Source organism: Vibrio azureus (genome assembly GCF_002849855.1).
GTDB lineage: Bacteria > Pseudomonadota > Gammaproteobacteria > Enterobacterales > Vibrionaceae > Vibrio > Vibrio azureus.
In genome coordinates this window covers 1522548-1544931 of sequence record NZ_CP018616.1, presented here as the reverse complement: position 1 = coordinate 1544931, position 22384 = coordinate 1522548, and the positions used below count along the sequence as shown (strand labels likewise).

25 protein-coding genes and 2 pseudogenes are annotated in these 22384 nt (G+C 40.0%); 9 read left to right on the top strand and 18 right to left on the bottom strand.

Annotated features, from left to right (window positions below):
• The first annotated feature begins 27 nt into the window (after window positions 1-27).
• The 4 genes from matP (at window position 28) to BS333_RS07060 (ending at window position 3326) form a co-directional block, all read left to right on the top strand.
• Window positions 28-477, top strand: a complete 450-nt coding sequence (gene matP, locus BS333_RS07075; RefSeq protein WP_021710444.1) for a macrodomain Ter protein MatP — start codon at window positions 28-30, stop codon at window positions 475-477.
• Between the two features lie 63 nt (window positions 478-540).
• Window positions 541-849 carry a DUF3634 family protein gene (locus BS333_RS07070; protein WP_021710443.1) on the top strand — a complete coding sequence of 103 codons (309 nt, stop codon included), beginning with the start codon at window positions 541-543 and terminating at the stop codon, window positions 847-849.
• A gap of 542 nt (window positions 850-1391) precedes the next feature.
• Entirely contained in the window at window positions 1392-2588 is a 1197-nt protein-coding gene (locus BS333_RS07065; protein ID WP_021710442.1) for a S1 family peptidase, read from the top strand.
• 198 nt (window positions 2589-2786) lie between these two features.
• Window positions 2787-3326: a DUF2726 domain-containing protein gene (locus tag BS333_RS07060; RefSeq protein ID WP_237359109.1), complete on the top strand. Its 540-nt coding sequence runs from the start codon at window positions 2787-2789 to the stop codon at window positions 3324-3326.
• 99 nt (window positions 3327-3425) lie between these two features.
• Here the strand turns inward: BS333_RS07060 and BS333_RS07055 are convergent, their stop codons facing one another.
• Together BS333_RS07055 and BS333_RS07050 are read right to left on the bottom strand one after the other, a co-directional pair.
• The gene (locus tag BS333_RS07055; RefSeq protein WP_021710440.1) at window positions 3426-4091 is read right to left on the bottom strand and encodes a hypothetical protein; all 666 of its coding nucleotides are present in this window, start codon (window positions 4089-4091) and stop codon (window positions 3426-3428) included.
• A gap of 396 nt (window positions 4092-4487) precedes the next feature.
• Window positions 4488-4931: a CesT family type III secretion system chaperone gene (locus BS333_RS07050; protein ID WP_021710439.1), complete on the bottom strand. Its 444-nt coding sequence runs from the start codon at window positions 4929-4931 to the stop codon at window positions 4488-4490.
• Window positions 4932-5155: 224 nt separating this feature from the next.
• On the opposite strand from BS333_RS07050, the gene BS333_RS07045 reads away from it, so the two are divergent.
• Window positions 5156-6061 carry a hypothetical protein gene (locus BS333_RS07045; RefSeq protein ID WP_021710438.1) on the top strand — a complete coding sequence of 302 codons (906 nt, stop codon included), beginning with the start codon at window positions 5156-5158 and terminating at the stop codon, window positions 6059-6061.
• Between the two features lie 77 nt (window positions 6062-6138).
• Here BS333_RS07045 and BS333_RS07040 read toward each other — a convergent pair whose 3' ends face one another.
• On the bottom strand, window positions 6139-6387 hold the full coding sequence (locus tag BS333_RS07040) for a hypothetical protein (protein ID WP_021710437.1): 249 nt from the start codon (window positions 6385-6387) through the stop codon (window positions 6139-6141).
• A 532-nt stretch (window positions 6388-6919) separates the two neighbouring features.
• Between BS333_RS07040 and BS333_RS07035 the strand changes: the two genes are divergently transcribed.
• The gene (locus tag BS333_RS07035) at window positions 6920-7138 is read left to right on the top strand and encodes a hypothetical protein (RefSeq protein WP_021710436.1); all 219 of its coding nucleotides are present in this window, start codon (window positions 6920-6922) and stop codon (window positions 7136-7138) included.
• Here the strand turns inward: BS333_RS07035 and BS333_RS22545 are convergent.
• Window positions 7086-7433: pseudogene (locus tag BS333_RS22545) on the bottom strand (hypothetical protein); the annotation flags it as partial. The gene BS333_RS07035 and the pseudogene BS333_RS22545 overlap by 53 nt on opposite strands.
• Window positions 7434-7512: 79 nt before the next feature.
• Here BS333_RS22545 and BS333_RS07030 point away from each other — a divergent pair.
• Window positions 7513-7725: pseudogene (locus BS333_RS07030) on the top strand (DUF3693 domain-containing protein); the annotation flags it as partial.
• A 61-nt stretch (window positions 7726-7786) separates the two neighbouring features.
• Here the strand turns inward: BS333_RS07030 and BS333_RS07025 are convergent.
• Window positions 7787-9139, bottom strand: coding sequence for an ISNCY family transposase (locus tag BS333_RS07025; RefSeq protein ID WP_101903913.1), 1353 nt, complete (start codon window positions 9137-9139; stop codon window positions 7787-7789).
• 440 nt (window positions 9140-9579) lie between these two features.
• Between BS333_RS07025 and BS333_RS07020 the strand changes: the two genes are divergently transcribed.
• Window positions 9580-9930: a phage protein gene (locus BS333_RS07020; RefSeq protein ID WP_021708374.1), complete on the top strand. Its 351-nt coding sequence runs from the start codon at window positions 9580-9582 to the stop codon at window positions 9928-9930.
• Window positions 9931-10003: 73 nt separating this feature from the next.
• Here the strand turns inward: BS333_RS07020 and BS333_RS07015 are convergent, their stop codons facing one another.
• The 11 genes from BS333_RS07015 to BS333_RS06970 form a co-directional block, all read right to left on the bottom strand.
• A complete protein-coding gene (locus BS333_RS07015) occupies window positions 10004-11353 on the bottom strand; it encodes a PIN-like domain-containing protein (protein ID WP_021708375.1) in 1350 nt (449 codons plus the stop codon).
• Window positions 11354-12130: 777 nt separating this feature from the next.
• Window positions 12131-12262, bottom strand: a complete 132-nt coding sequence (locus tag BS333_RS22490) for a hypothetical protein (RefSeq protein WP_255209428.1) — start codon at window positions 12260-12262, stop codon at window positions 12131-12133.
• A gap of 47 nt (window positions 12263-12309) precedes the next feature.
• Entirely contained in the window at window positions 12310-13728 is a 1419-nt protein-coding gene (locus tag BS333_RS07010) for a zonular occludens toxin domain-containing protein (protein ID WP_021708376.1), read from the bottom strand.
• Complete coding sequence (locus BS333_RS07005; RefSeq protein WP_021708377.1) at window positions 13728-14060, bottom strand: DUF2523 family protein; 333 nt, start codon at window positions 14058-14060, stop codon at window positions 13728-13730. The genes BS333_RS07010 and BS333_RS07005 overlap by 1 nt, the downstream gene beginning before the upstream one ends.
• Window positions 14060-15694, bottom strand: a complete 1635-nt coding sequence (locus BS333_RS07000) for a YhgE/Pip domain-containing protein (RefSeq protein WP_021708378.1) — start codon at window positions 15692-15694, stop codon at window positions 14060-14062. The genes BS333_RS07005 and BS333_RS07000 overlap by 1 nt, the downstream gene beginning before the upstream one ends.
• Before the next feature lie 127 nt (window positions 15695-15821).
• Complete coding sequence (locus BS333_RS06995; RefSeq protein ID WP_021708379.1) at window positions 15822-16064, bottom strand: hypothetical protein; 243 nt, start codon at window positions 16062-16064, stop codon at window positions 15822-15824.
• 28 nt (window positions 16065-16092) lie between these two features.
• Complete coding sequence (locus BS333_RS06990; protein WP_021708380.1) at window positions 16093-16338, bottom strand: hypothetical protein; 246 nt, start codon at window positions 16336-16338, stop codon at window positions 16093-16095.
• A complete protein-coding gene (locus BS333_RS06985; RefSeq protein WP_021708381.1) occupies window positions 16338-16691 on the bottom strand; it encodes a DUF1293 family protein in 354 nt (117 codons plus the stop codon). Before BS333_RS06985 ends, BS333_RS06990 begins: the two co-directional genes overlap by 1 nt.
• A gap of 3 nt (window positions 16692-16694) precedes the next feature.
• Window positions 16695-17837, bottom strand: a complete 1143-nt coding sequence (locus BS333_RS06980; protein WP_021708382.1) for a replication initiation factor domain-containing protein — start codon at window positions 17835-17837, stop codon at window positions 16695-16697.
• A complete protein-coding gene (locus tag BS333_RS06975) occupies window positions 17821-18033 on the bottom strand; it encodes a hypothetical protein (protein WP_021708383.1) in 213 nt (70 codons plus the stop codon). The genes BS333_RS06980 and BS333_RS06975 overlap by 17 nt, the downstream gene beginning before the upstream one ends.
• A 2-nt stretch (window positions 18034-18035) precedes the next feature.
• Entirely contained in the window at window positions 18036-18662 is a 627-nt protein-coding gene (locus tag BS333_RS06970) for a hypothetical protein (protein ID WP_021708384.1), read from the bottom strand.
• 261 nt (window positions 18663-18923) lie between these two features.
• Here BS333_RS06970 and BS333_RS06965 point away from each other — a divergent pair, with 261 nt between their 5' ends.
• Window positions 18924-19292 (top strand): DUF3693 domain-containing protein, encoded by a 369-nt coding sequence (locus BS333_RS06965; protein WP_021708385.1) that lies wholly within the window; start codon window positions 18924-18926, stop codon window positions 19290-19292.
• A 159-nt stretch (window positions 19293-19451) separates the two neighbouring features.
• Here BS333_RS06965 and BS333_RS06960 read toward each other — a convergent pair whose 3' ends face one another.
• Window positions 19452-21152, bottom strand: a complete 1701-nt coding sequence (locus tag BS333_RS06960) for an ATP-binding protein (protein WP_021708386.1) — start codon at window positions 21150-21152, stop codon at window positions 19452-19454.
• 18 nt (window positions 21153-21170) lie between these two features.
• Entirely contained in the window at window positions 21171-22358 is a 1188-nt protein-coding gene (locus BS333_RS06955; protein ID WP_021708387.1) for an FIST signal transduction protein, read from the bottom strand.
• Window positions 22359-22384 lie beyond the last annotated feature (26 nt).

The window sequence follows — 22384 nt, the reverse complement described above, 5'->3', positions numbered from 1 at the left end:
ACTAGACGTTTAAAAAAGGCCTAACAGATGAAATATCAGCAGCTTGATAATCTAGAATGTGGTTGGAAGTGGAACTACCTCATCAAAAAATGGAAAGAAGGTGAAGCGGTCACCCGATACATTGACACCAGTGAAGTTGATGCGGCAGTCACAGAATTGCGTAGCATCGAGCATGAGCCAACAAAAGTGCTACAATGGATAGATAACCATATGTCTCAAGAGCTTGATAATAAACTTAAACAAGCAATAAGAGCCAAACGCAAACGTCACTTTAATGCTGAACAAGTTCACACAAAGAAAAAGTCTATCGACCTTGATTACAGAGTGTGGGAAAAATTGGCTTCAAGAGCGAATGAATTAGGTTGTACACTTTCTGACGCGATTGAGTATCTTGTTTCAGAAGCATCCAGAAGTGAACAGGCGAGTTTAAAAGTGTCATCCTTAAAAGAAGACCTCAGTAAATTACTATCGAGTTAACTGAATTAGTCCAAGCCAACTAAGTTTTGTTCACTCGATTTTGTTAATCAGGGAGTGTTACTAATGCTTTATGTTATCTTAATTGCCGCAGTTGTTATTTTCTTACTCATTTTTGTTGATCGACCTGTGCTGAAAGCCCGCTTTAAAGATGGTCACCTTACGTCAGTGAAAGGGCACATGCCGCCTTCTTTGAAACACAACTTGCAAGAGATCGGTGAGCGTGAACCCTTTGACGGCATATTAAGAGCTTACAATGCAACTCCCAGCATGCGTTTAGTCTTTTCAAAAGATATTCCTAAAAAAACTCAGCAGCATATCCGCAATGTTTTCCCACACCAATGCTTTCCTCAAAAAGGCAAGAGACGCGCTTAATTTTCGTACGCATTGTGCTTTCCTGCGGGTCAGGTTCGTTTTAATAAATACTGTATTTTAAAATGGCTTGGTAAAAAATTAATGACACTGTAGAAGATACGGTGTCATTAATGAGTAAGTGGGGCTAGCGAGCAACGGACTGCGATAGTGCGAACCTTAACTTCTCTTGTAGCTCACGTCTTTTCTCTTCATGCGTTTGTATTCTCAGTAGTCTTTTCATCCATTCCATAATGTTTCCTCCTTGAAACAATGTTACATATTAGAGATTAAAGACATTATTGATTAACTATATAGTAGCTTGTAGATGACTCCACTATCACTATTGACCTGTATTTTTAGACTAATATCACGTTTTTATGTAAATAAATGTCACATTAAACAAAAAAGTTCCCAAGCTACGGTTAGTATCTTCTTAGGCGAGAATCAATCTATTTTTCACCATACATATCTAAAATAAATGCCTCGCCGATAAATCATTGATGAAATTCATCGAATTAAATAAAATCAAAGTCTTAATAATTTTACAAACGATGTAAATATCAATGAAACAACGTCTCACTCAACTGGCTTTAAAACATCACTCTTCTAGCTGTGCTCCTTTTACAACTCTTGCTGTTGCCACTTTATCCACTCTACTTAGTCACAACGCAATCGGTGAAATGCTCCACGAGGCTATGCCAAGTATTCTTGGGGGGAAAGAAGTCGTTACGGCACCGAGTTCTTTCATGGTGTCATTAGGCATGGGAAACTCAAATGATGCTCATGAGCGACACTTTTGTGGCGGAACATACCTTGGCGGGCGTTATATACTGACCGCAGCGCATTGCTTATTTACTGATGGAGAGCCTGATGAAGCCAGTGATATCGATGTGACCGTCGCCGCAAAAGATCTTCACAGTCCGGCAGCACAAACATTCCCAGTGATTCAATATTATCTGCATAGCGATTATGACGATCGCTCTGCAGTCAATGATATCGCTATTATTGAACTCGAAGAGGATATTCAAGATGAAGTGTCGATTTCCGCCGTTCAACTCGCGTCTGAAGAATCGGTAAAACAGTTGGTTGCCAATACCAGCCAATTGACCGTGTTAGGTTGGGGAAAAGATGAAACAGGCCAAATACCAACTCAACTCAAACAAGTCGAGCTATCATTTATCGACCAAGGGGTGGCATGTCAAAACATAGGGTTTCCTGAATCAATTGAATCTGTGATTTGTGTCGGTGATCCTCTGAGTGGTAAAGACTCGTGCAAAGGCGATAGTGGTGGCCCCATTGGTTATTACGAGGAGGGGCAGTTTATGCAAGTAGGGATCGTCAGCATTGGCTCTTCGTGTGAAGATAATGGAGGAATTGGTCTCTATACCAGAGTCAATGATTTTAATAAATCAGGCTGGATCAAAGCATTAAGTTCCAATGTCCGATACTGGAAAGACATTTATTTGCCTTTTGATGACGACAGTTATGGATTTACTGTTCCTGTACAGAACTTAAGTTCTCATTCATTCAAAATTGATATTAGTAACGCTGTGTTACCGGAGGGGGTTGAAATCGAAGCTCATGACTGTCAATCATCATTAGCGGCCTATCGTGGTGACTGTTTCATCGATATGCTGGTGGATACGACGGTGATTAATCAATTGTCACGTCACACGGTATTTCACATTCCGACGGATCATCCTGACATCCCTAAGCTTGAATTTAACGTTGTCCATCATTTTTCATCCCTTGAACCTTAACGGCGACAAGATTATCGCTGCTAAACACGCATAAATTACTCCCTGAATTTGAACGAAAATTGTTTATGATCTCAAGTTTGAAACAGGGAGAAATCACACACCTCAGATATGCTACAATGCACCTATTGATTTGAGAGGTTTAACCTTTATAGATTTAACTTTATAACAGAAACGTTTAAGGAGTGAATTGTGGCAATCATGATTATGGCGATATCACTTGTATGCATTATCTATTTGTTTACAAGGATAGAAAGCAAACGGTTCAGTAAGCAGGTACCACTGAACCTAAAGCAAGAAACGGATTACAACGCTCCAACCATCAATCACGGACCTGCCATTAATCATAGTCTCCAAGAAGAACAGGAACTGAATGTCCACAAATATCACGATTTTTTAGAGAACTCTCATCAACAGCGATTTCATCAACTTTTACGAGAGCTGTTACCTGAGAGATATGATATCCATTGTCAGGTTTCAATTTTATCACTCATTCAGCCAGTTAAAATAAAAGACTGCTCATGGGCTAGGGCAGTCGATTTTGTTATTACAGATGAGTTTTCTAAAATCATTCTTTTAATTGAGTTAGATGATTCTAAAATGATTATTACTGAAAATCAAACTCTGCTCTCTCCAGAAGTAAGTAATGCATTAAAGAGTAGGTTCACTCTCTTGAAGTTTGAAGTTAAAAATACTTATGATAAAGAACTTGTTCAAAAAATAATTGATAATAGAATCTAAATAAAAGCCTAATATTAAATTTTACCTTGTTAAAGCCCAAGTGGAAAAATATATAAACACTGAAACGTTAACTATATTTTTACTACTTGGGCAAGTATATTACAACGCTATGTAACTGACTGCAGCTTCAGTGTAAGATTTTGTTTGATTATCAAAGTTAATATCTAGTTTAATATACCCCGATAAGTCTCTATCTGGCGTATGAACAGGGCAGGTCGCGAGGTTTGATAAATACACATCTTCAGTAGGCTTCATAAAGTAGTAAACTTGTTGTAGATCACAATTACCAACGGTCATACCTGCAGACTGAAGAGCGGCTCGTTGCTTGTATAGGTGTGGGGCTGAGTCTAATAGGTATTCAGGCCTGATAGTGCGAACTTTACCTTCATAATAGTGAACAAACTCTTTATCCGCTTTATATAATTGATCGGAAGTATCGTAAGATATTTGTAGATTCCAATAGGCCAATTCTGAATTATCTGATGGAAGCTCACCTGGCTTTGAGTAAAAACATTGTATTTGGCTGTGTGGGATTGTAACTTCGTCACCAGCACTACCATATTTCTGCACCATAGTGTGAATACCACAGCGATGAAGTGTAAACCCTTTTTCAGCCATTGCTTCCTGTACTTGATGTTCAGATTCGTATTTAGTATGAACTCCTTCAGGTGAAGTGCTTGAAATAACTTCAGGCGTATTCTCTTGAGCTTGAACAGAGGCTTGATTAGTGGCCATAATAATTAATGCTGCTGTGATTTTTTTCATGATTTATTAATTCTCCTATGTAAGATTCATAAGAAAATTAACCCAGCCCTTTACTATAACAAAAATCTTAATATCTTAATCTGTGATATTTACCCATATATAACCTTCTGAAGAGTAAGTTTGTTATCTTTATTAACTGTAAGATTTTTAATTAAATATATCATTAGGGGTGACGAACGGATCTTAGAGCCAAAGTAACATCGTATCATCGGGTTCATATTTCAGGACTGGTGTTTATGCCCCCATTTTTAATGAAAAAATAGATGAAAACATCACTTTGATTGCATTAATGGCAGGTAAAAGCGAACAGGCAACAAAGCTTTGATTGCATTGTTGCCTTGTGAATCAAGGGAAAGGCTGGTGGATATCATGTTTTCAGCCTAGATAATGTGCATTTTATACTAGAAATAAGTTGGGGTTAAAATTACCTGGCTTAATATCTTGTACATCTGAGTTTTCTGGTCTTGAAAGGGCCAATTTACTTTGTATTTGGTCGTAGTATTGGCTCAATAGCTCAAGCTGCTGATACAAAGTGTGTCGTTCTGCTTGAACCAGCGGTTGTTGATTCCAAAGAATCGCGAGATTACTCTCAGAATCAAGCCCGACCATAGGCTTTTTCTCTTCTTGGCTAAACATGCTCACCTCAAGAAAAATTTGGGCATTTTCTTGAGTAATTTCACTCAGACGACTGAACATCAGCAATCTTCCTGCCGGGTGTTCAGTAATGTGGCATTCCTGTTCGCCAACTTTAATGCTTGTAATCTCGTTGATATCTTTAGGGACTTCGAGGCCAAGTTCTAGACAGAGCATCTCGACGGCTTTTACATATTGTTGATTCATATTGTTTGCTCTTTTTATACTTGTATAAAACAGAGGACATTGAAATCAAAATAAAGTGGTTCATCTATCAATATTGGTGGTAATTTTTTAGACCAAACTAGATAGAATCGAAGGTAAAATTAATGAAATGTTGGGTATAAACATTTACGACCAATCTCGATAGTCTATGCTTTTCAACCGCAATAGACTTCAGGGCAATGATTGAACAATAAGAGGTCAATAAAATGTTAGAAAGATCGATGTCTATGCCGAATATGCATGTGAATGTGCCCAACAATACCGTAGATTCATTAAATAATTCTGGCCATTTAGGTGCAAAGCAAGCTGAAATTATTCCTACAAACGAACTGGCGAATGCGGTTGCTTCTCGTACGGAAAATGCCCCAGAATCAACGTTTAAAGATAAGGCAATTAGCTTGATGGCAGGCACTTTGAACGTCATTAGAGAGATCACAGCATTTATCAGGGCGCTCTTCGAAACCCCTAATATAGGTACAACGTTGAATTCTCTTTCAGAGAGTAACCCTAATATTAGTACAACGTTGAATTCTCTTTCAGAGAGTAACCCTAATATTGGTACAACGTTGAATTCTCTTTCAGAGAGTAACCCTAATATTGGTACAACGTTGAATTCTCTTTCAGAGAGTAACCCAAATATAGGCAAAGTGGTTCAAGGCTTGGCAGGTTTCATTGGTACATCAGCGATTCAATGGCATGAAAAGAATGTAGGAAATCCAGAAAACGAAATGGATGCAGGTGCTCAATCTCGTTTTTATGAAAGCTTAATTCGAAATAAATTGAACGAAATGAACGATGCCGATGTGGCAGTGATGTTAGAACAATTAGAAGGGGATTATGGTCAGCGTTTGCGTAGCGTATTAACGTTTGCTGCTGAAAAAGTGCCAATGGCTAGAGCTGCACAGAAGGATGAGCTCTTAATTTCGAAGTCGAACGCTTTACCTCGGGTAACTGAAAGTTTGATAACCGAATTAAGAGAAAGGCTAGGGCTACCTTCAGAGCAAATAAAAGATATTAAGTTTATCGATAGTGTTACCGAACTAGAGCAACCTGAATTAGCCGCCTTGAAGCAAGTGGGTTTTACTGAAAATATGTTGATTGATCAATGGTGATTTAATTACTGCTGTCAAAACTGTGCCCTTTACTGAAAGGGCACAAATATCGCATCACACCCAGTTATTGATAAATATTATCTTTTAAAAACTCGATTGAGATTATCCAAAGAGTCCAAGAACGAATTAACGGCCTCATTTTTATTAAGCAACTGTTCACGCAAAGCTTGGGTCTTCTTTTTTTCTTCCAAATACAACTCTTTGTACTTCAGAGCATCATAACCACCTTGGATAAGAGCCTTACTCATTGTGTTGGTGCCAGTCTGTTCCTTAAGCTCCGCAAGCATGTATTCATGTTTATGCGTGTCTCTGATCGTAAGTGCCATCCATATTCCTGAATTTGAAGACTAACAGGCTGACAATGATAGCATAATTGGAGGAGGTAAATCCCAGACATTTCCTGTCACTTTATTACTGTGTTTTACCTAGGAGGTTGATGGCACCAAGCTTTCTGAGGTAACGACGAATAGACTTCGAGGGATTTGGCATAGAACTTGAAATGGTTTTAATGATTAGGCTGCCAGCTTGAAGAGAAAAAAGAAGTTTGATTGCCTAAGGAGCTTACGGAAAAAACACCAGATAGGCGAGAGTGAGCTGAACTCTTTTCCCTAAAGTAAAGACCCATTTAGTGACAACGTAACAAGATTAACTAAAATAATGGTAATAATATTCTGATTGACGTTGTCAATTGAGACCAAATTATGGGTATCTTGGGGCAAACGACCAAATTAAAGTGATCAGATTAATGAATCGTGAACCCGTAAAATACAAACTTTCTTTTTGTTCATATAAATACTTGTTTTTATAAATTAAAGGCCATATATAGAGCAGTAACCCTAAAAAATAAAAGGAGTCTTTATGTCTGATTATTTACCTTCTGGTCTTCCACCATTTAAAGATATTCTTCAGTCTTATCATTGCAGTGAAGAGCCGGATAAACGCGAAATGGCTGTAATTTGTGCTCTGGAACTTATTCGCGTTAACACTTTGGGCCAGTCTGCTATCAAGCTTCGAGAGGGCATATCTATGTTGGATGGGTTAGCCGATACGATTCAAGAAGCCTTGAATAAAGATTAATTGCTTTTAGATTACCTATGTAGCGACAGTCCATCTGTCGCTTTTTTACGAAGGAACGTGAAAGCAAAAGGCCATCCGCAATCATCCACTGTCTGAGAGTTTCTAAACCGACAGGCAAGTTATGTTGTTCAAGCAGCTTTTCATGTGCAAACGTAGGTGGGAAGTCAGAATAGAATTCATGAATTATCTGTAATACCAAAGCTCGATAATCTGGTAAGTAGCAACGATTACTAGGTTTTCCTCCTAATTGGTGGACTAATCCTTCGGGGCCAAATTGCTCTAATCGTTTTAGTTGTCGTCGGACTTGGCATGAAGTTAAGTTGAGAAGTTTGGCCGCATCACATTGTCGTAATCGGCGTTCAAGAACGTCTTGTTATTTAGCTAAGAATTCAGGAATTGACCCAGAGATAGCTTTACTTGGTTGTCATGCTGACCGCAACGAAAATCCACAGATTAAAGCCGTATGGGAAAACATAGCAAAAAAATTTAATGGGCTTGGTTTATCAGGCATATCAACGGTTTGCGCCGTTTTTGTGTCTACGGAAGCAAGCCCAGCTGGATCCACGATTCTGTTTATCCCATTTTAAAATGACTCATTTCTTACCAAGTTAAAATGTCCTAAAACTCAGAAGAAAAAGAGTAGGGAAGCTATGTTTTTCTGCCTGAAGTTTTGAATTGCTCGGGGTTGGCCAGTACTGGATTAATCGTTCGCAACTGTTCTTGCAATGCTCGTTGTTGAGCTCGACGTTTTGGCGCATTTTTGCTCCGAGCCCGTTTTTGTTGTTGCTCGAATTCTTCTTGTTTTTGCTGAGCAAACTTCAGTACTTGACCCAGACGTTTGTTGTCGACAACTTGAGCTTGGTGAACTTCCTCGAGCTTGTCGAAGGTTTTGAAACTAAGTTTTCGATGACCATAAACAATCGCAATCTCTCCATTTGGATAATCGAGTACTTTCACACTTTCATGGACTAATCGGCTATTTTCATCCGAAGGTTCAATAAGATAAATGACTTTGTCGTATTGGATAGTCAGTGCTTTAGACAACTTGCGAACTTCTTGCCAGCTAAAGATATCGTGGAGATCCTGGTCCGATTCTCTTACTTTTCGATGTAAATCTTTTGGGTATTTAGCAGGTTTTGCAAAACGACGATTGAAATCATGAATGAAATCAGGGAGCCACGCATTCGCATCTTCAATAGTGTTAATGCCTTGCAATCGCATCTCTTTCACTAAGCGATCCTGTAACGTTTTGTTCGCTCGTTCAACGCGTCCTTTAGCTTGGGAGCTATTGGCGCAGATAAGCTCAATACCGAGTTCATTCAAGATACGCGCATATTGCGTTTGTCCTACCAGTTTGTGCTTTTCTTGGTTAACTCTAAATATGGAATGCTTATCGCTGTAAAATGCGACCGGTTTGCCGTGCTCATTGAGATATTCTCGGGTTGCCAACATATAATCGAAAGCGGATTCAGTCTCACTGAACCTTAAATTCATTAATCGACCCGTGGCGTCATCTATGAAGACCAGTAGGCAACACTTATCGCTGCGTCCTTCGAACCAATCATGGTGTGAACCATCAATCTGAATGAGTTCACCTAGACAATCGCGTCGATAACGAGGTTGATATACTCGAGGTTTGCGCTTGTTATGAGGAACCCATAAACCGTCAGCAATCATCCATTGTCGTAGAGTCTCAAGAGATACCGAGACGCCATGGATTTCCTGAATTTTTTCGTGGGCTAGCGTTGGTCCAAAATCAGAATAGTGCTGATGAATGAGTTCTAATGCCTGCAGCTTGACGCTTTCTTTGACACGATTTGAGGAAGGTTTGCCTCGATTACCATGCGCAAGAGAAGCTGCGCCTTGTTGAATGAAGCGAGTAATGAGCCGCTGGAGTTGCCTATAACTTAAACCCAATAACTTTAAGGCATCACGTCGGCTTAGGTTATGGTGTAAGACATCTTGGATTATCGTCAGTCTTTGTAATTCACGATCATTCATAGTGATTAGCATCCTCAAACCTCCAAGGAAATGTAGGACATTTTCACTTGGTAATATTAGGACATTTTCGCTTTGTTATAACAATTCGGTGCGTATTATGGCGCCTTATGTTAAATCTTGTTGCATATGTTAATAAATTGAAAAGCTGCTCTTATTACAATAATGATAATGGGGCGTGTTGGAATGGGTAAAAGCATATTTTTAAGTAAAGGAGCTTACTGTTTAAGGTTCAAAAATGCAGTAAAACTTTGTTACAAAAGTGTGATTTTAGTCAAACTTTTAGAGAGGAAAAAGCCATCTATCAAAGTGCGAATTGGTAATAAGTCAAACATACATGATCAATTTGGGCCAAAAACGACCCCACTCGGTTTACCTTGTTGCATATCACAGTTTTATGTTATGTTATTGATATGGCTAGCAAACCTGAGAGGTATCACGCAATGAGTAATAACTTGTTTTTTCGTGAATTGGTATGCGGTTTAAGCATCGAAGAGACAGCAGAGCTTTGTTTCAAGAGTGTAAGAACAGTCAAGCTTTGGGATAAGGGAAAACCGATCCCCCCAGAGTGTAAACGCCTAATGAGAATGAAGAGGTCAAAAGAGTTAGGCATCAGTAATGAATGGCAACAGTTCACAATGAGGAACGACCGCCTAGAACTTCCAACAGGCCAATTGGTCACACCGCATCAAATATTATTGGGTGTGGCACTGCTAGAACTTGGAGCCGAGAATGACAGAAGGGTAAGTCACAAGGTGATCAAGTATGCTAGGGCACTAAAAGAGTTGATTTAGACTTGAATAAGGCTCCTATATGGAGCCTTACTTTTATAATGTAATATAATATTTAAAATTGAAATAATTCATTTCAATCATTGTGTTTTTTTAGTAATAATTTTAAAGAATACAATAAATCATTTTTATTCCTTTCGGAAAGAGATGAAAAATTAATATTTTTATGATTATTTAAATACATTCTAAGCATTCTAATTTTCCTTTCATTTATTTTATTTGAAATATCCTCTTGGTTTATGAATATATTATCTTCAAGTGGGTCATAATCAAAAGCACCATTCACAGTTTCATCGATTTCACCTAAAGATTTAAGTGAACGGTTAGAGTGAACGGATGAAAAAGGATTGTATTCATCAGAATTATCTAAATTGTTTTTTATAAGTTCTTCAACTTCCTTAAGATAATCAGGTTTATCATAAGACATAAAAGCATGAGAATGTAAACTATCGCTAAAGTTATTTTTTAAAACTGTTCTATTGTTTTTATTGTGATCGTTGATATCATCGATTGAACTATCTTCGACATTTATATTTAAGTTTTGTTTTCCATCTTGTAAGAAAGATGAGGAATTATACATGTGAAAATTTTCAATTTCACTTTCTCTATATATTTCAGCTTGGAGTTCAGCTAATGGACCAACTTCTTTAAGGCCATTAGAATTAATAGAAAACCACCAATCTGATTTTTTATCATCTGTAATAAATATTACGTTTTTGATACTAGGATCTTTGGATCTTTCAAGTAACTGCTTCCAAAGGATTAAATCTCCATACTTGCTTTGGTATAGCAGACCATTATAGGTAAATGACTCTGTGTTTTTATTATCTGCTTTCTTAAGATCACAGAAGCCCGGTGGGATTTTTAAACTATAACGTGTATTTCCTTCATTATATAAATTATCCAACCAAGTTTGATCCAATGGAGCATTACCGACTCTATCATGAAATAAATCATTTAATTTAGACCTGATTTTATCATGTGATCTAACACAGGCTTGATTAGAGTTTAATTCAGATACAATGGTTTTATATCTAGATATTGATTGCTCTATTTCTGACTTCAATAAGTCTGTATCTTTAGATAGAGATGGAAATCGGCTATGTAGAGCCAAGCTCTCAAAGTCATTCTTGAAGACCTTGATAATCTTATCTAAGTAGGAGTTAATGTTTTTAAAAGTTTCTTTTTGAGACTTTATAACTTCTAATCTACGCCTTTGATATTCTAAACCAACATGAAATGGAATCCATATTTTGTCGTCTATAGCATTAAGAATCTTGAAAAAATCGCTCTGAGTTTGATCAGCATAACTATATATGTTGAGTAATACATTTGTATCGAAGACAAATAATGTATGTTCACTTTTCCATAAGTCTATTAGAACACTGTCTTCAACATTATAAAAACCTTTAAAAGAATTTTTCATATCAGAAATTTAATTTAATAATTGCATTTAATTTAATAATTGCATTTAATTGTATGATTATCAAACAAAATAAATTGTCAAAACAACAAATAAATATTATCAATAGATTTTTTCAATCATAACAATAAAAATTTTTAATATAAGAATGAACCGTTCATGATTTAAAGCATTTTAGAATAAAGAGCAGAAAGAGATAGATATTTGACTTTAAAATACTAGTAGTAAAAACCAGAATCACTGAAGAATGGTGGAATTTACCCCCGTAATACAGGACGGGGGTTGGCTTCGCCTCCTGCGCTCGCTGCTCAGTCTCGCGACTCGCTCAGTCGTTGAAGCCATCAAAAGAACTCTAAAGCAAGTGCCATCTATATCCCTTAAATTTGATTTGTCCTGGACAGACTGTGATAGCAAAACCTCAAGTTCTGGATGAATACCGGTTCGATTTTTGATTGCAGTTGTGGAAAGTTCAGTGGGTTGCTGTTGCTTTTAGCCCCTTTGGTGTTGTGAGTCTCTGCAAGGGTTATTCTATAGGATGCGAGGGAGGTTAGGCGCTTGCTGGTTATGTGTCGCACGCAATTTGAGGATAGGCATTCGCTTGAAGTTCGGCAACGCTTGGTCACTGGATGTTACGTTCTCTGGTGTGCAGTAGCTTTAAAGCCTGTCAGCGTTTTGAGTTCTGGCGTGTCTCGCTTCGCTTATCCCTGTCGGGCCTGTGTGGTGAGTTGGGTGCACAAGTTTAGGTTAGGTGGTTGCTGGTATGCTTGGTAGGGTTCGGCTTTACAATCGGCTACGGCCTTGGCCGTGCCGATTGATGAATGGCCGCTTATCTTTCGCGCTTGTATCGCTCACTGCGTAGGCTAACGAACCCGCCAACCAGTACCACCAAATAACAACCAAGTATGATTTCATAAGCTGTACTTACCCATTCAAGATCATCCATCAATTTATTTCCTCCATTACAACAAATAAGAATTATCAGTCATCGACTGAGTACGCTGTTTTTCGATTTGCGCAAAGTCAGCCTCAACTGCCTCAGTTTGGCCGTCAGGTCGGGAAGGCTCACAAGTAAGTAAGCTTTTCCGGTCGTCCTGTTTTAAGATCATCAAACATTCATGAATCACTTCAAACTTGACTCCAATAGCCTCCAAATACTTTTGGTTGACCGAGTATAGGCCATTGATTGCATAAATATTAATCACAATATCCAACTCATGACTTGTATAACGTTTTCCCTTGATTACCTTGTGCTTTTTAGCACTATGAAACCCTGACAAGTAAGCCGACTCTAAGCCCTCAAAGTAAAGGATCTCTTTCACAGGAACATAAGCAGGGCGGCTTTGCTGATGAGCCGAATGACTATCCCCACGGCCAGATAAATCATGATCGCCTTGATGATCTTCTTTAGAGCTGGAAACCGGAACAGCTTGAACAGCTTGGCTATCATCCGACGTTTGAGGTTCATTTGTTGAAAGCGAACTTTCATTTTCAGTAAGAAGATTAAAAGCGGCATAGCAAAAGTACCCCACACAGGCAATGATGGTTAACAGAGTGAATAAGAACTTGGGAGAGCTAAACAGAGGATTCAAGCCGCCTGATTTGGTGATGGCTCCCGTTCCGGTTGATTTGTAAAGCAGGTGTGCTTCAAGCGGTATTTTCTGAGTGAAGAGGCCAGCATCTTTTTTAGCAGGTATCACTGGCTTAGTGACGTTAACAGGGTGCTGATAGATATAAGGCTTACGCTTGGCAAAGAACATTTTGTCACGGTTCTTATGGAAGAAAGCTTGCTCAGCACAGGCTTTGATTGAGCTGTCTATCTGCTGCCAATCTGGAGAGAGCAATTCGATATCCCAATTGTACTTACGATGACGCATAAAGCCTTCATTGTAAGTGAGCGGATAGATGATCTTTCCTTGGCCGTCATACTCCGCACATCCTAAATCATCCACTTCAGATTCTTTCAATGTGGTCATATCGACGGGAACGTGTCGAGAATGGAAGAACTCGGAATACCAATCTGGCAAATGTGGTAAGAACTCCTCTAAAGGTCGGTGTTTTATCTTGCGGCCATCAAAGCCAATGTTTTTAGAAAAGATATCCTGACACTCATCAACCACAATCAAGGCATTTAAAGGGCACCAACAAAAGAAATGTTGCCATAGGTCAATGCCAACCTCAGAGCGTGAGAAGATGCGTATAAGCTTAGTCGAGGAGGGGAACTGGATATTTAAACGCTCCTCAATGAGGTGCAAAGGCTCCATACCTTCAATATTAGTGACAACCACACGACCCGCTTTTAATGCCGGAAGAATAGAAAACCAAGCCGTGTAAGCACTTTTGTAGGAGCCATTGCCGCCCGTTCTAATTGTAATCGCCATTATCGAGACATCCTTATCACTATTGCAGTAGTGAAACAGTTCACATAGAGAGAGATACCTTCAGGAACCTTGAATAAGTGCGCCCAATACTTGACCTCTAAAGGCAGTTGGTTGAAGAGTTCAGTAAACAAGGTGGCGAAACCAATATCTTCTAGAAGAGTTTTTGCTACAAGAAAGGACGTACGCAGCATGTAAAGCTGAGCGGTCAATTTCATCTTAATCCACAACGCTTCGACCCAAATAAAGAACTGTGCAGCAAAGTAGCCTATGTTCTCAAAGTAGTTAATAATGGTTGCCCAAACGTTAGCTATGTATTCGAAAAATTCCATCATTAGAAAGCCCTCAAAATTTCACGTATGCCAGCAAGACCAAACATAAACAGCACTACAGCCGCGATGATGTGCGCGTTATCTCGCAAAGTCCTAAACACCATATTTTCTGCTTTGACGTAGTAGGTTTGCCAAACAAGGGTAAGGTCATGCGGATTAAAGGCACCATCTTCTAAGTCTTTGTAAAAGGTGAAGTAGTCTTTTATCGCTTGAAGCTCAGAACGTATATCACCCTTTAAGTTTGTGATTTCTTGGTTTAAATCGTTGTAAGTGGAGTCATCGAGAAGATTCACAGGTTGATCACCTTCAGGCAGAAATATTTCACCTTCGCCAAGTTCTTTTATTGCGTCAATCACATCAGAAAAGCCTTGCTCATTGGTTCCTTCAAGGCTGGTAATAGCATCACCGACTTGCTGGCCCAATTCGCCAAGGCCGTCTTTAACACTGGTTAACCCACCTTCGATTTTGCCTGTTTGGTTATTAATCGCATTAGTTGTGCCATTGATAGCGCTGGTTGAGCCGTTAATGGCGTTCCTGATACTCGATGCATTAGCGTTAAGTGCATTGGTGACTTGATTGCCGTTCGCGTTGATGGCGTTGGTCACATCTGTCGTATATTTATCGATGGCTTGTTTATTGGAGTTTTTAAGTTCTTCAAGGGCTGTGAGTGACTCACCATGATTGCGATTCATATCGTTGTTGATGCTGGTTAGCTGTCGGTTCATATCTGCGTTAAGAGCCTTAACCGAGTTATTCACATCTTGGTTATCTTCTACTGGCGGAGGCGTTGAACTACCACCGCCAGAACTGCCATTACCTGAGCCGTTATTGCCAGAGCCAGAATTACCACCGCCAGAGCCGTCATTATTATCGCTATTGCCATCATCAGGATTAGGCGTTTCGTTACCGTCGTCATTGTTGTCTGAGTCGTCAGGGTTAGGCGGTTCATCGCCATCACATTCAGGCCAATCAGGGCTTGTAATGGTGCAGGGTGTTGGGGGCGCTTCATCACAAAAGTTATTGGATGCATTACAGCACTTACCTAAACGATCATTCCAATCGTCCGAAGATGAGTCACATGGCTGGCCGTCATCACCACGGCAAGCTGGCCAATTTGGAGTACCCGGTAAACATGCATCCGGTGGAGGGGCGCAATAGGTTGTCAGGCTACTGGTTGCATCGCTGCAAGAGATTTCCGCCGTGTAGCCGTTACCTTTGGCCGCGCACGAATCTCTGAAGCGTTGCATTTCTTCCAGAACTTCGGGCCGCTCACAGTAAGATTCCGGTAGTTCTTCACATTGGCCCGATTCAGGATTGCGTTTAGTACCAGAGGGGCAAGGTTCTAACTTTGTTGTATACAACTTGCCTACATAATCCTTACCACGGTGATTCAGAAAACGAACGGTGACTTCTCCCATGTTCAAAGTGGCGCTTTTACAAGTTCTCCTACCAACTTGCTTATTACCCAAGTCAACAGAATAGGTACTAGGAATAATAGAACCAACGCGCAAACCACTGCATTCAAAAGCCGCTGGGCCATTATAGCCACCTGATTTGATTCTATAATAGTCTTCAGCCTCAACGCTGAAAATACACAACATAGACAAAGAAAGTGTGAGGATGTGTTTGATACTCATAAGAAATCAACCCAATAAAAAACGCCTCACTAGGAGGCGTTGATTCCAGATTTGATACCGCTGATGAATGCCCCGACATGAGCAAGAGCAAACAGCAGTGTCAGAATGGCGGTCAGTGTCTCCTGCATTATGAACGCATAGAAGTCATGATCATGCGCAGACCGAAGCCGATAGCAGCCATACCCAGCAGACCAACCACAACTAAGGTGTAGTTGCCTTGACCTGAAGACACCGCGCCATTGATAGCATTGGATACATTACCAGAGTCATCGGCAAGGGCCGCGCCAGAGATAAGCGCACCTGTTAGCGCCACTGCTTTAGTACCCAATTTTTTAAAGCCGAATTGTTTAACTGTGTTGTTAGTATTCATAGGATTGTTCTCCATTTATATTTAAGGTTTAGGCTTTACCAAGCCCTTTAAGGATTCGGCCTAGCACATGGCCAGACACGAAAGAGAGCAGCACATAACCTGTGATTTCAGCGAAAAATGCTGCGTCAATATCAAAGCTTAAGTTTGCGTTATGGTTCATTTGTTCCAGTTCATCACGGCTGACTAGAACAAAAGAGCAGTTATCAAGAGGCTCATAGGGCAAGGCTGTGACCGTGCCATTGGTGAGAACTTGAGCGCAAACTGAAACGGTCATTATTTACCCTTCATTGATACTTCGAAGTGCTTTTTGATTTCAGCATCGACTGGGATTAACTCAGTCACTACTGCACCCGACAAAGGATCTTCTGGGTTTATCTCTAAGCGCAATTCATACTCACGACGAGGAACTAAAGCGCCCGTACGTTCAAGAAGTAGTGCATATTCATGGTCAATCATTAATGGTTGGTCCCACTGTGGATTGACATCGCCAGATTCTCCAATGGTGCGGCGCTTAAATTTCTCTGCATTAATTTCACGCAGAGGACGCGATATATTAAGTTGTGCGCTGTCGCCTCGCGCTGAGTTCCATGTAATATCCATACCTAGAACGAAAACAGATTTAGCCATGTGTTAAGTCTCCAATATGTGAGTCACCAACTTTCCATAGGTATTAGGGAAGGTGAATTTTGTTCCATCGCGAATGAGAGAACCGATTACTGTTTCAATGTCACCCTCATAGAATTCGATGAGGGAATTAAGTGTTTTTCCATACTGTCGGCGCATCCAATGCGCAGAGGCCAACAGGTCTAAAGCAACGCGTTTGGTTGGCTTTGGTTTGGTGTCTACCTTACGAGCTGAAGAGATAGAGGCAGCAAAGTCATTGATGGCCGCAAAAGCCCCATCAGGATTCAAAAGAACATCAATGTTCCATTTTTTAAGTTCAACTTCAGAGCGATACCAAGTGAGGCCCGTTTGTGCCAAGTTCTGTTCTAATGCCTTGTTGTAGATGCGCCAATAGACGCGAGAAGTACGAGAACCAACAGAATATTGCTCACGTGTATATTCCGGCTGACCTTTGACAATCTTGGATATCGTTACCTGTTCATGCAGTACTGGAGGACGGCCACGGGCAGAGGTTCGAAAGGCACCATCAAGCCAAGCTTTTTTGGCATAGTTACAATCAAACAACCCGTCATAATCGTCATAGGCCAAATCAACCCGCGCCAGTGTTTGAACACCGAGAACATTACTAAGCCAATCGTGAATGACATAGCGAGAGTTACGAGCAAACATGTGCTTACAGCCAGTACCATTAATTTGAAAATGTACTGTGTCGTTATTGCCACCAATGCCAACATAACCGCAGAAATCTTCACCTGTATCAGAAGTCAATTTCATGGACTCGGTATAGAACTGAAAGCCAAGGCCACGAGGAGCAGACAAAGACAAACCCAATACCTGATTGGTGAAAATGCGCAAAGTCTCTTCTAAGTAGTTGCGGTAACAAAACTCGTAGGCCGTGTTGTACTGTTCAATCTCTTCAGCCGTCTTCGCAACTGTCGAATCAAAGCGAGGTGGAGGAGGGAACTTAGGCGAACGTACCGCACGCTTAAGCAAGCTTTTCTTTGGTAGCCCTTTAACGACCTCATTCTTGTGACGCTTAGCCAAGCCGTGATAACAGTGGCGAAGGTCTTTGACTGAGAACGTAAAGCATAAGTAGTCAATGTGGATTAACTCAGGTACTGAGGTGATCACTTTAGTTGTTGTAGTCATCGAAAACCCCCAAAGCCAAACGTTCTTGATGAGTGGTATTGGTGATAGACACCAATGTGAAATGGTCAAAATGCGTTAACGCCCAAAACTCTAAGTGAGACATGGATTTGAACAAGTCCCAGTCATTGCAGCCCTTAACCAACACGGATACCGTATAGTCAGGTAACAAATCAAAATAGATGGTTTGCGTATTCATAGTTAGGCCGCCAAAGGTTGAAAAATTAGCGAAGTGTTCGAGCACTGAGGTTCGACATAATGAGCCACTGGTAACAAGTGAATATCCGTACTCGTTGGGACGGTTTCATTAGTGGCTTGCTTTTCCTTTAGAACGTCAAGAATGTTATTCACGGCCTCATTAGTGAACTCAACATAAGTGACACCGTCACGTTCTTGCTGTGTTTTACCTAGATGATTGACGCCAAGCTTTTTGAGGTAACGACGAATCGATTTCGCGGGATTTGGCATAGAACGTGAGAGAGTTTTGATTATTAGGTTGCCAGCTTGAAGAGAAAAACGAAGCGACCCAATAAAACGAGCGTTAGCTTGATTGGCCGATTTGATAACAAATTGGTTCACGCGCTTGGCTGAAGCTTGTAAGCGTTCGTGTTCCTGCTTTTGTTTTTGCAAGCTGGCTCTATGCGCTTTTTGTTTTAAGTCGTTCTTAAGCTGGTTGAAATATTCGAAACAAGAGACGGCCAAATCAGTTAGTAAACCATCTTCAGAGCACATTGATTGCCCAAGATGCTTACGGAAAAAGACACCAGTTAGGCGAGGGTTGAGCTGAGCTTCTTTCTCTATGAGGGCTTTAATTTTTTCCGTAAGCATAACTCTTTTTCCTAAAGTAAAGATTAACTTGGTGACAACGTAACAAAATTAGCTAAACTAATGATAATGATGTTACTTAAAGGTTGTCGTTGTCAGTTGAGACCAAATCATGGGTATCTAGTGCAAAGACCAAGTTAAAGTGGTCAGATTAATCTCGCCAGTAACCAGATTTGGTTATCAGAATAGTCACCAATATTGGTTAGCACAAGGCACCAAAAATGGTGACTAATAAGCTAAACTGGCAGTTATGGAGGATTTGGTATGTATCAAAATCAACTGTTAGATGCCTATAAAAAGGCTCAAAGTTACGTACAAGACAAGCAAATAGCGGCCGATATGAAGATACCGCCGCAAAGAATCAGTGATTTTCGCAAAGGAAAGCGCTATATGACTGATATACAAGCAATTTTCCTCGCCAAAAGATCAGGTTTAGACCCAGAGATCGCTTTGCTGGGTTGTCACGCTGACCGCAACGAAAATCCACAGATTAAAGCCGTATGGGAAAACATCGCAAAAAAATTTAATGGGCTTGGTTTATCAGGCATTTCAACGGTTTGCGCCGTTTTTGTGTCTACAGAAGCAAGCCCAGCTGGATCCACGATTCGGTGCGTATTATGTATGTTATGTTAAATAGGGTTTAGATATAGGCCAAATCTTCTATGGGTTTGGCCTACTCTTCTTTTTGAGCTTGCTTTGTTGGATACTGTATTGAACATAATCGTATTTAACATAAAATATGTAATATAGACTTAAACAATCATGATTGTTTAAGTCTATATTACTGGTCATTCATTTGGATAAGCTCTCAATGGCTTTTATGATTTCTTGCTTACGAACTGGTTTAGAAACAAAACCATCCATACCGGCAGTTAAACAATTTTTCTTATCTCCATCCAATGCGTGAGCCGTCAAAGCAATGATTGGGATTTTAATGCCGTTTTTTCTCAATATTTGTGTGGCCGTAATTCCATCCATCACAGGCATTGAGACATCCATTAAAATCATATCTATCTTTTTATCTGATTGATTTTCAATTAGTTTAATGGCATCTCTGCCATTGCTGGCGATAAATACACTGTGCCCGAGTTGGTTAAGGATAAGTTTAATCACCATTTGGTTGGATTTTGTATCTTCTACCACCAAAAAATTCATTTTCTTGTCTGGTAAACGAGCCTCAACTGTACTGGCAAGACTCAATTGATAGTCTCTTGTTCTGACTGGGATTGTAATTTTAAACTCCGAACCTACGTATTCAGTGCTTTCAACTGTGATTGAGCCTCTCATCATTTCAACCAAATACTTAGTGATTGCAAGGCCAAGTCCCGTCCCACCAAAGCGACGTGTTATGGAGCTATCGCCTTGATGAAATGCAGTAAATAGATGATCAAGCTTTGATTCCGGGATTCCAATTCCTGAATCTACAATGGAAAAAGTAATTTCGCCTTTAGATTCTAAAACACTGACATCAACACGTCCTGAGTCGGTAAACTTGATTGCGTTTCCAATGATATTAAATAGCACTTGTGAAAGACGCGTGTCATCAATCCAATATTGCTTGTTTTTATCGAGGTTACTGATATGAGAAAAAGTTAAGTTTTTGCTTAATGCTACCTGTTTTTGCTGAGAGATTACAAATGTGACCTTGTCACTTAAATTGGTCCATTGTTCATGTAATAAGAAACTACCCGACTCTATTTTAGAAAGATCCAAAATGTCACTGATGATGGCAAGTAGCAATTCAGCTGAGCTTTCCATTTGATAAAGTACATCAGACTGCTGATGATCGAGTGTCGATTGCCTTAAAATATCAAGCAAGCCTAAAACAGAATTGAGAGGCGTTCTTATTTCGTGGCTCATCATTGCCAGGAACTCTGACTTAGACTGGTTGGCTTTTTCTGCCTCTTCACGTGCTTTGGCTAGCTCAAAAGTCCGCAAATCAACGATACGTTGTAACTTTTCTTTATTTTCAATATCTATGATTGCCCTTTCAATCAATGGTCGAAAACGTTTTAATGTTTCACGGCTCTGAATGCTGAAATGCCCTTTTTTAGCTCCAACCAATAAAATGATATTTTGTGTCACTTCAGTATGCACGCCAGTCATAATTATCGAGTTCACTTGGCTATGAATAAAAGAATTTAACTGACTGAATTCATTTAATAACATTGGCTCAAAAAGCAAAATGCACTCACCATTAAGTGCCCTATCCGATGCATTACCCTGTAACCAATTGGCATACTCAAAGACACCGTTTGTTGCAATTAATGTACTAAATGCTTGAGAGTTATCATCTCGGGTAATCACGATAAAGTCATCATAGTTGATGTACTTTTTTAACGCGTTATTAAGACACGAAAATATTTCCTGCTTGTTCTTGGCTTCACTCATACTCGAGATCGCAGAAAGAATGGCTTTATTTTCGTCGGCTAAGATCTTTTCTCGCTGTTTTGACTCTCTAAGGTCAACAAGCAATTCTTGTAAAATTTCCATCTTTCGATCTCTAGAGACTTATTCATCATTAGGCTTATGGAAAATAGCTGATGAAATCATTAAATTAGCATGCCCGTTTTCACCACCAATAAAGCGCCCCTGTTCACCGAATGTGAACGGGCAAATAAAGGGCTTGTTATTGAGCTCTCGGGTCACCTGCTCATAAACATTGGTGATGTCTTGTTTAAGATTCAGCATAGAACCGGCGCAGAAAATATTAATTACGCCTATCTTTTGTGAATTTTCGAACTTTTGGTTGAAAGCTGTGTTCACCACACGTGTTACTCTTGAAAGTAGGCATTCTTTATTGCCTTTCATCAGGGTGACAATGTCCCCCATATTGATGTCAGTGAACAATTCTATCCCGCCTTCAGGTGTGCCTCTTACTGGATGGGAGAGCTTATAATATGGGCGATGAGAGACTAGCCCCGCGAGACGCCCTAGAGGGTAAGCAGTTGATTTATCGAATAGAAAAAAAGTATCGTCACCTGAATCCTCTTGAGTTTCAGTCCAAAATCGATAAACGTCCAGGGCGGGTTCGCCATCGATTTCGAGGACACACCGGCCGCATGCATCGGTAACGACTCCTGAGTGTATTGTCGGTGTATGCCCTGCACTAAATGAAACATCAACCGATTGAGAAGAATAAAATAACGTGATGCTCAGTCCCGACTGCTCGCTGCCTTGAGTGGTGATAATGGACCAATTTCCTTTAATATCATTGTCCGCTGATGATCCACCAATGATCGGAACCAATGTGCCAAATCGATCATCAATACATTTTATTATGGCTTCCTCGCGTCCTGGTGTGGCATGCAATAAAATTAAATTCGGAACTTCCCCTACTCGGTCTGCATGATGTAAAGCCATATCTAATGCTTCGTTAACACTTTTTTTGGTGCTGATTTGATACTTTGCTAACCCTGTTCCGTACGCATGAGAGCCAGATTCGTATACTGCCATTGCTGCGATAACTGGCCCTTGATGATGACCTTGGTCTGTCATGATTGCTCGACAGGAACTTGTGCCATGAAAAGGAGTATGTGGGAAGAATTCAGATAAGCACTGCGCTATTTCTTGAAAGTCGTAGTCAGCCGTATAGTAGCAAAGTAGATAAGCGAGCTTATTGCCATTTAGCTCAGAAGCCAGTTTTTGTATGGCTGAGCGTTCATCTTGAATATGGGTAAAGGCAGTTTGGCAGTACATAATAAATCATTGTTGATATTAATGTT

Coding starts and splice junctions, on each gene's coding strand:
- matP (WP_021710444.1), top strand. CDS start 28: ATGAAATATCAGCAGCTTGATAATCTAGAATGTGGTTGGAAGTGGAAC.
- BS333_RS07070 (WP_021710443.1), top strand. CDS start 541: ATGCTTTATGTTATCTTAATTGCCGCAGTTGTTATTTTCTTACTCATT.
- BS333_RS07065 (WP_021710442.1), top strand. CDS start 1,392: ATGAAACAACGTCTCACTCAACTGGCTTTAAAACATCACTCTTCTAGC.
- BS333_RS07060 (WP_237359109.1), top strand. CDS start 2,787: ATGATTATGGCGATATCACTTGTATGCATTATCTATTTGTTTACAAGG.
- BS333_RS07055 (WP_021710440.1), bottom strand. CDS start 4,091: ATGAAAAAAATCACAGCAGCATTAATTATTATGGCCACTAATCAAGCC.
- BS333_RS07050 (WP_021710439.1), bottom strand. CDS start 4,931: ATGAATCAACAATATGTAAAAGCCGTCGAGATGCTCTGTCTAGAACTT.
- BS333_RS07045 (WP_021710438.1), top strand. CDS start 5,156: ATGTTAGAAAGATCGATGTCTATGCCGAATATGCATGTGAATGTGCCC.
- BS333_RS07040 (WP_021710437.1), bottom strand. CDS start 6,387: ATGGCACTTACGATCAGAGACACGCATAAACATGAATACATGCTTGCG.
- BS333_RS07035 (WP_021710436.1), top strand. CDS start 6,920: ATGTCTGATTATTTACCTTCTGGTCTTCCACCATTTAAAGATATTCTT.
- BS333_RS07025 (WP_101903913.1), bottom strand. CDS start 9,139: ATGAATGATCGTGAATTACAAAGACTGACGATAATCCAAGATGTCTTA.
- BS333_RS07020 (WP_021708374.1), top strand. CDS start 9,580: ATGAGTAATAACTTGTTTTTTCGTGAATTGGTATGCGGTTTAAGCATC.
- BS333_RS07015 (WP_021708375.1), bottom strand. CDS start 11,353: ATGAAAAATTCTTTTAAAGGTTTTTATAATGTTGAAGACAGTGTTCTA.
- BS333_RS22490 (WP_255209428.1), bottom strand. CDS start 12,262: ATGAAATCATACTTGGTTGTTATTTGGTGGTACTGGTTGGCGGGTTCG.
- BS333_RS07010 (WP_021708376.1), bottom strand. CDS start 13,728: ATGGCGATTACAATTAGAACGGGCGGCAATGGCTCCTACAAAAGTGCT.
- BS333_RS07005 (WP_021708377.1), bottom strand. CDS start 14,060: ATGATGGAATTTTTCGAATACATAGCTAACGTTTGGGCAACCATTATT.
- BS333_RS07000 (WP_021708378.1), bottom strand. CDS start 15,694: ATGAGTATCAAACACATCCTCACACTTTCTTTGTCTATGTTGTGTATT.
- BS333_RS06995 (WP_021708379.1), bottom strand. CDS start 16,064: ATGAATACTAACAACACAGTTAAACAATTCGGCTTTAAAAAATTGGGT.
- BS333_RS06990 (WP_021708380.1), bottom strand. CDS start 16,338: ATGACCGTTTCAGTTTGCGCTCAAGTTCTCACCAATGGCACGGTCACA.
- BS333_RS06985 (WP_021708381.1), bottom strand. CDS start 16,691: ATGGCTAAATCTGTTTTCGTTCTAGGTATGGATATTACATGGAACTCA.
- BS333_RS06980 (WP_021708382.1), bottom strand. CDS start 17,837: ATGACTACAACAACTAAAGTGATCACCTCAGTACCTGAGTTAATCCAC.
- BS333_RS06975 (WP_021708383.1), bottom strand. CDS start 18,033: ATGAATACGCAAACCATCTATTTTGATTTGTTACCTGACTATACGGTA.
- BS333_RS06970 (WP_021708384.1), bottom strand. CDS start 18,662: ATGCTTACGGAAAAAATTAAAGCCCTCATAGAGAAAGAAGCTCAGCTC.
- BS333_RS06965 (WP_021708385.1), top strand. CDS start 18,924: ATGTATCAAAATCAACTGTTAGATGCCTATAAAAAGGCTCAAAGTTAC.
- BS333_RS06960 (WP_021708386.1), bottom strand. CDS start 21,152: ATGGAAATTTTACAAGAATTGCTTGTTGACCTTAGAGAGTCAAAACAG.
- BS333_RS06955 (WP_021708387.1), bottom strand. CDS start 22,358: ATGTACTGCCAAACTGCCTTTACCCATATTCAAGATGAACGCTCAGCC.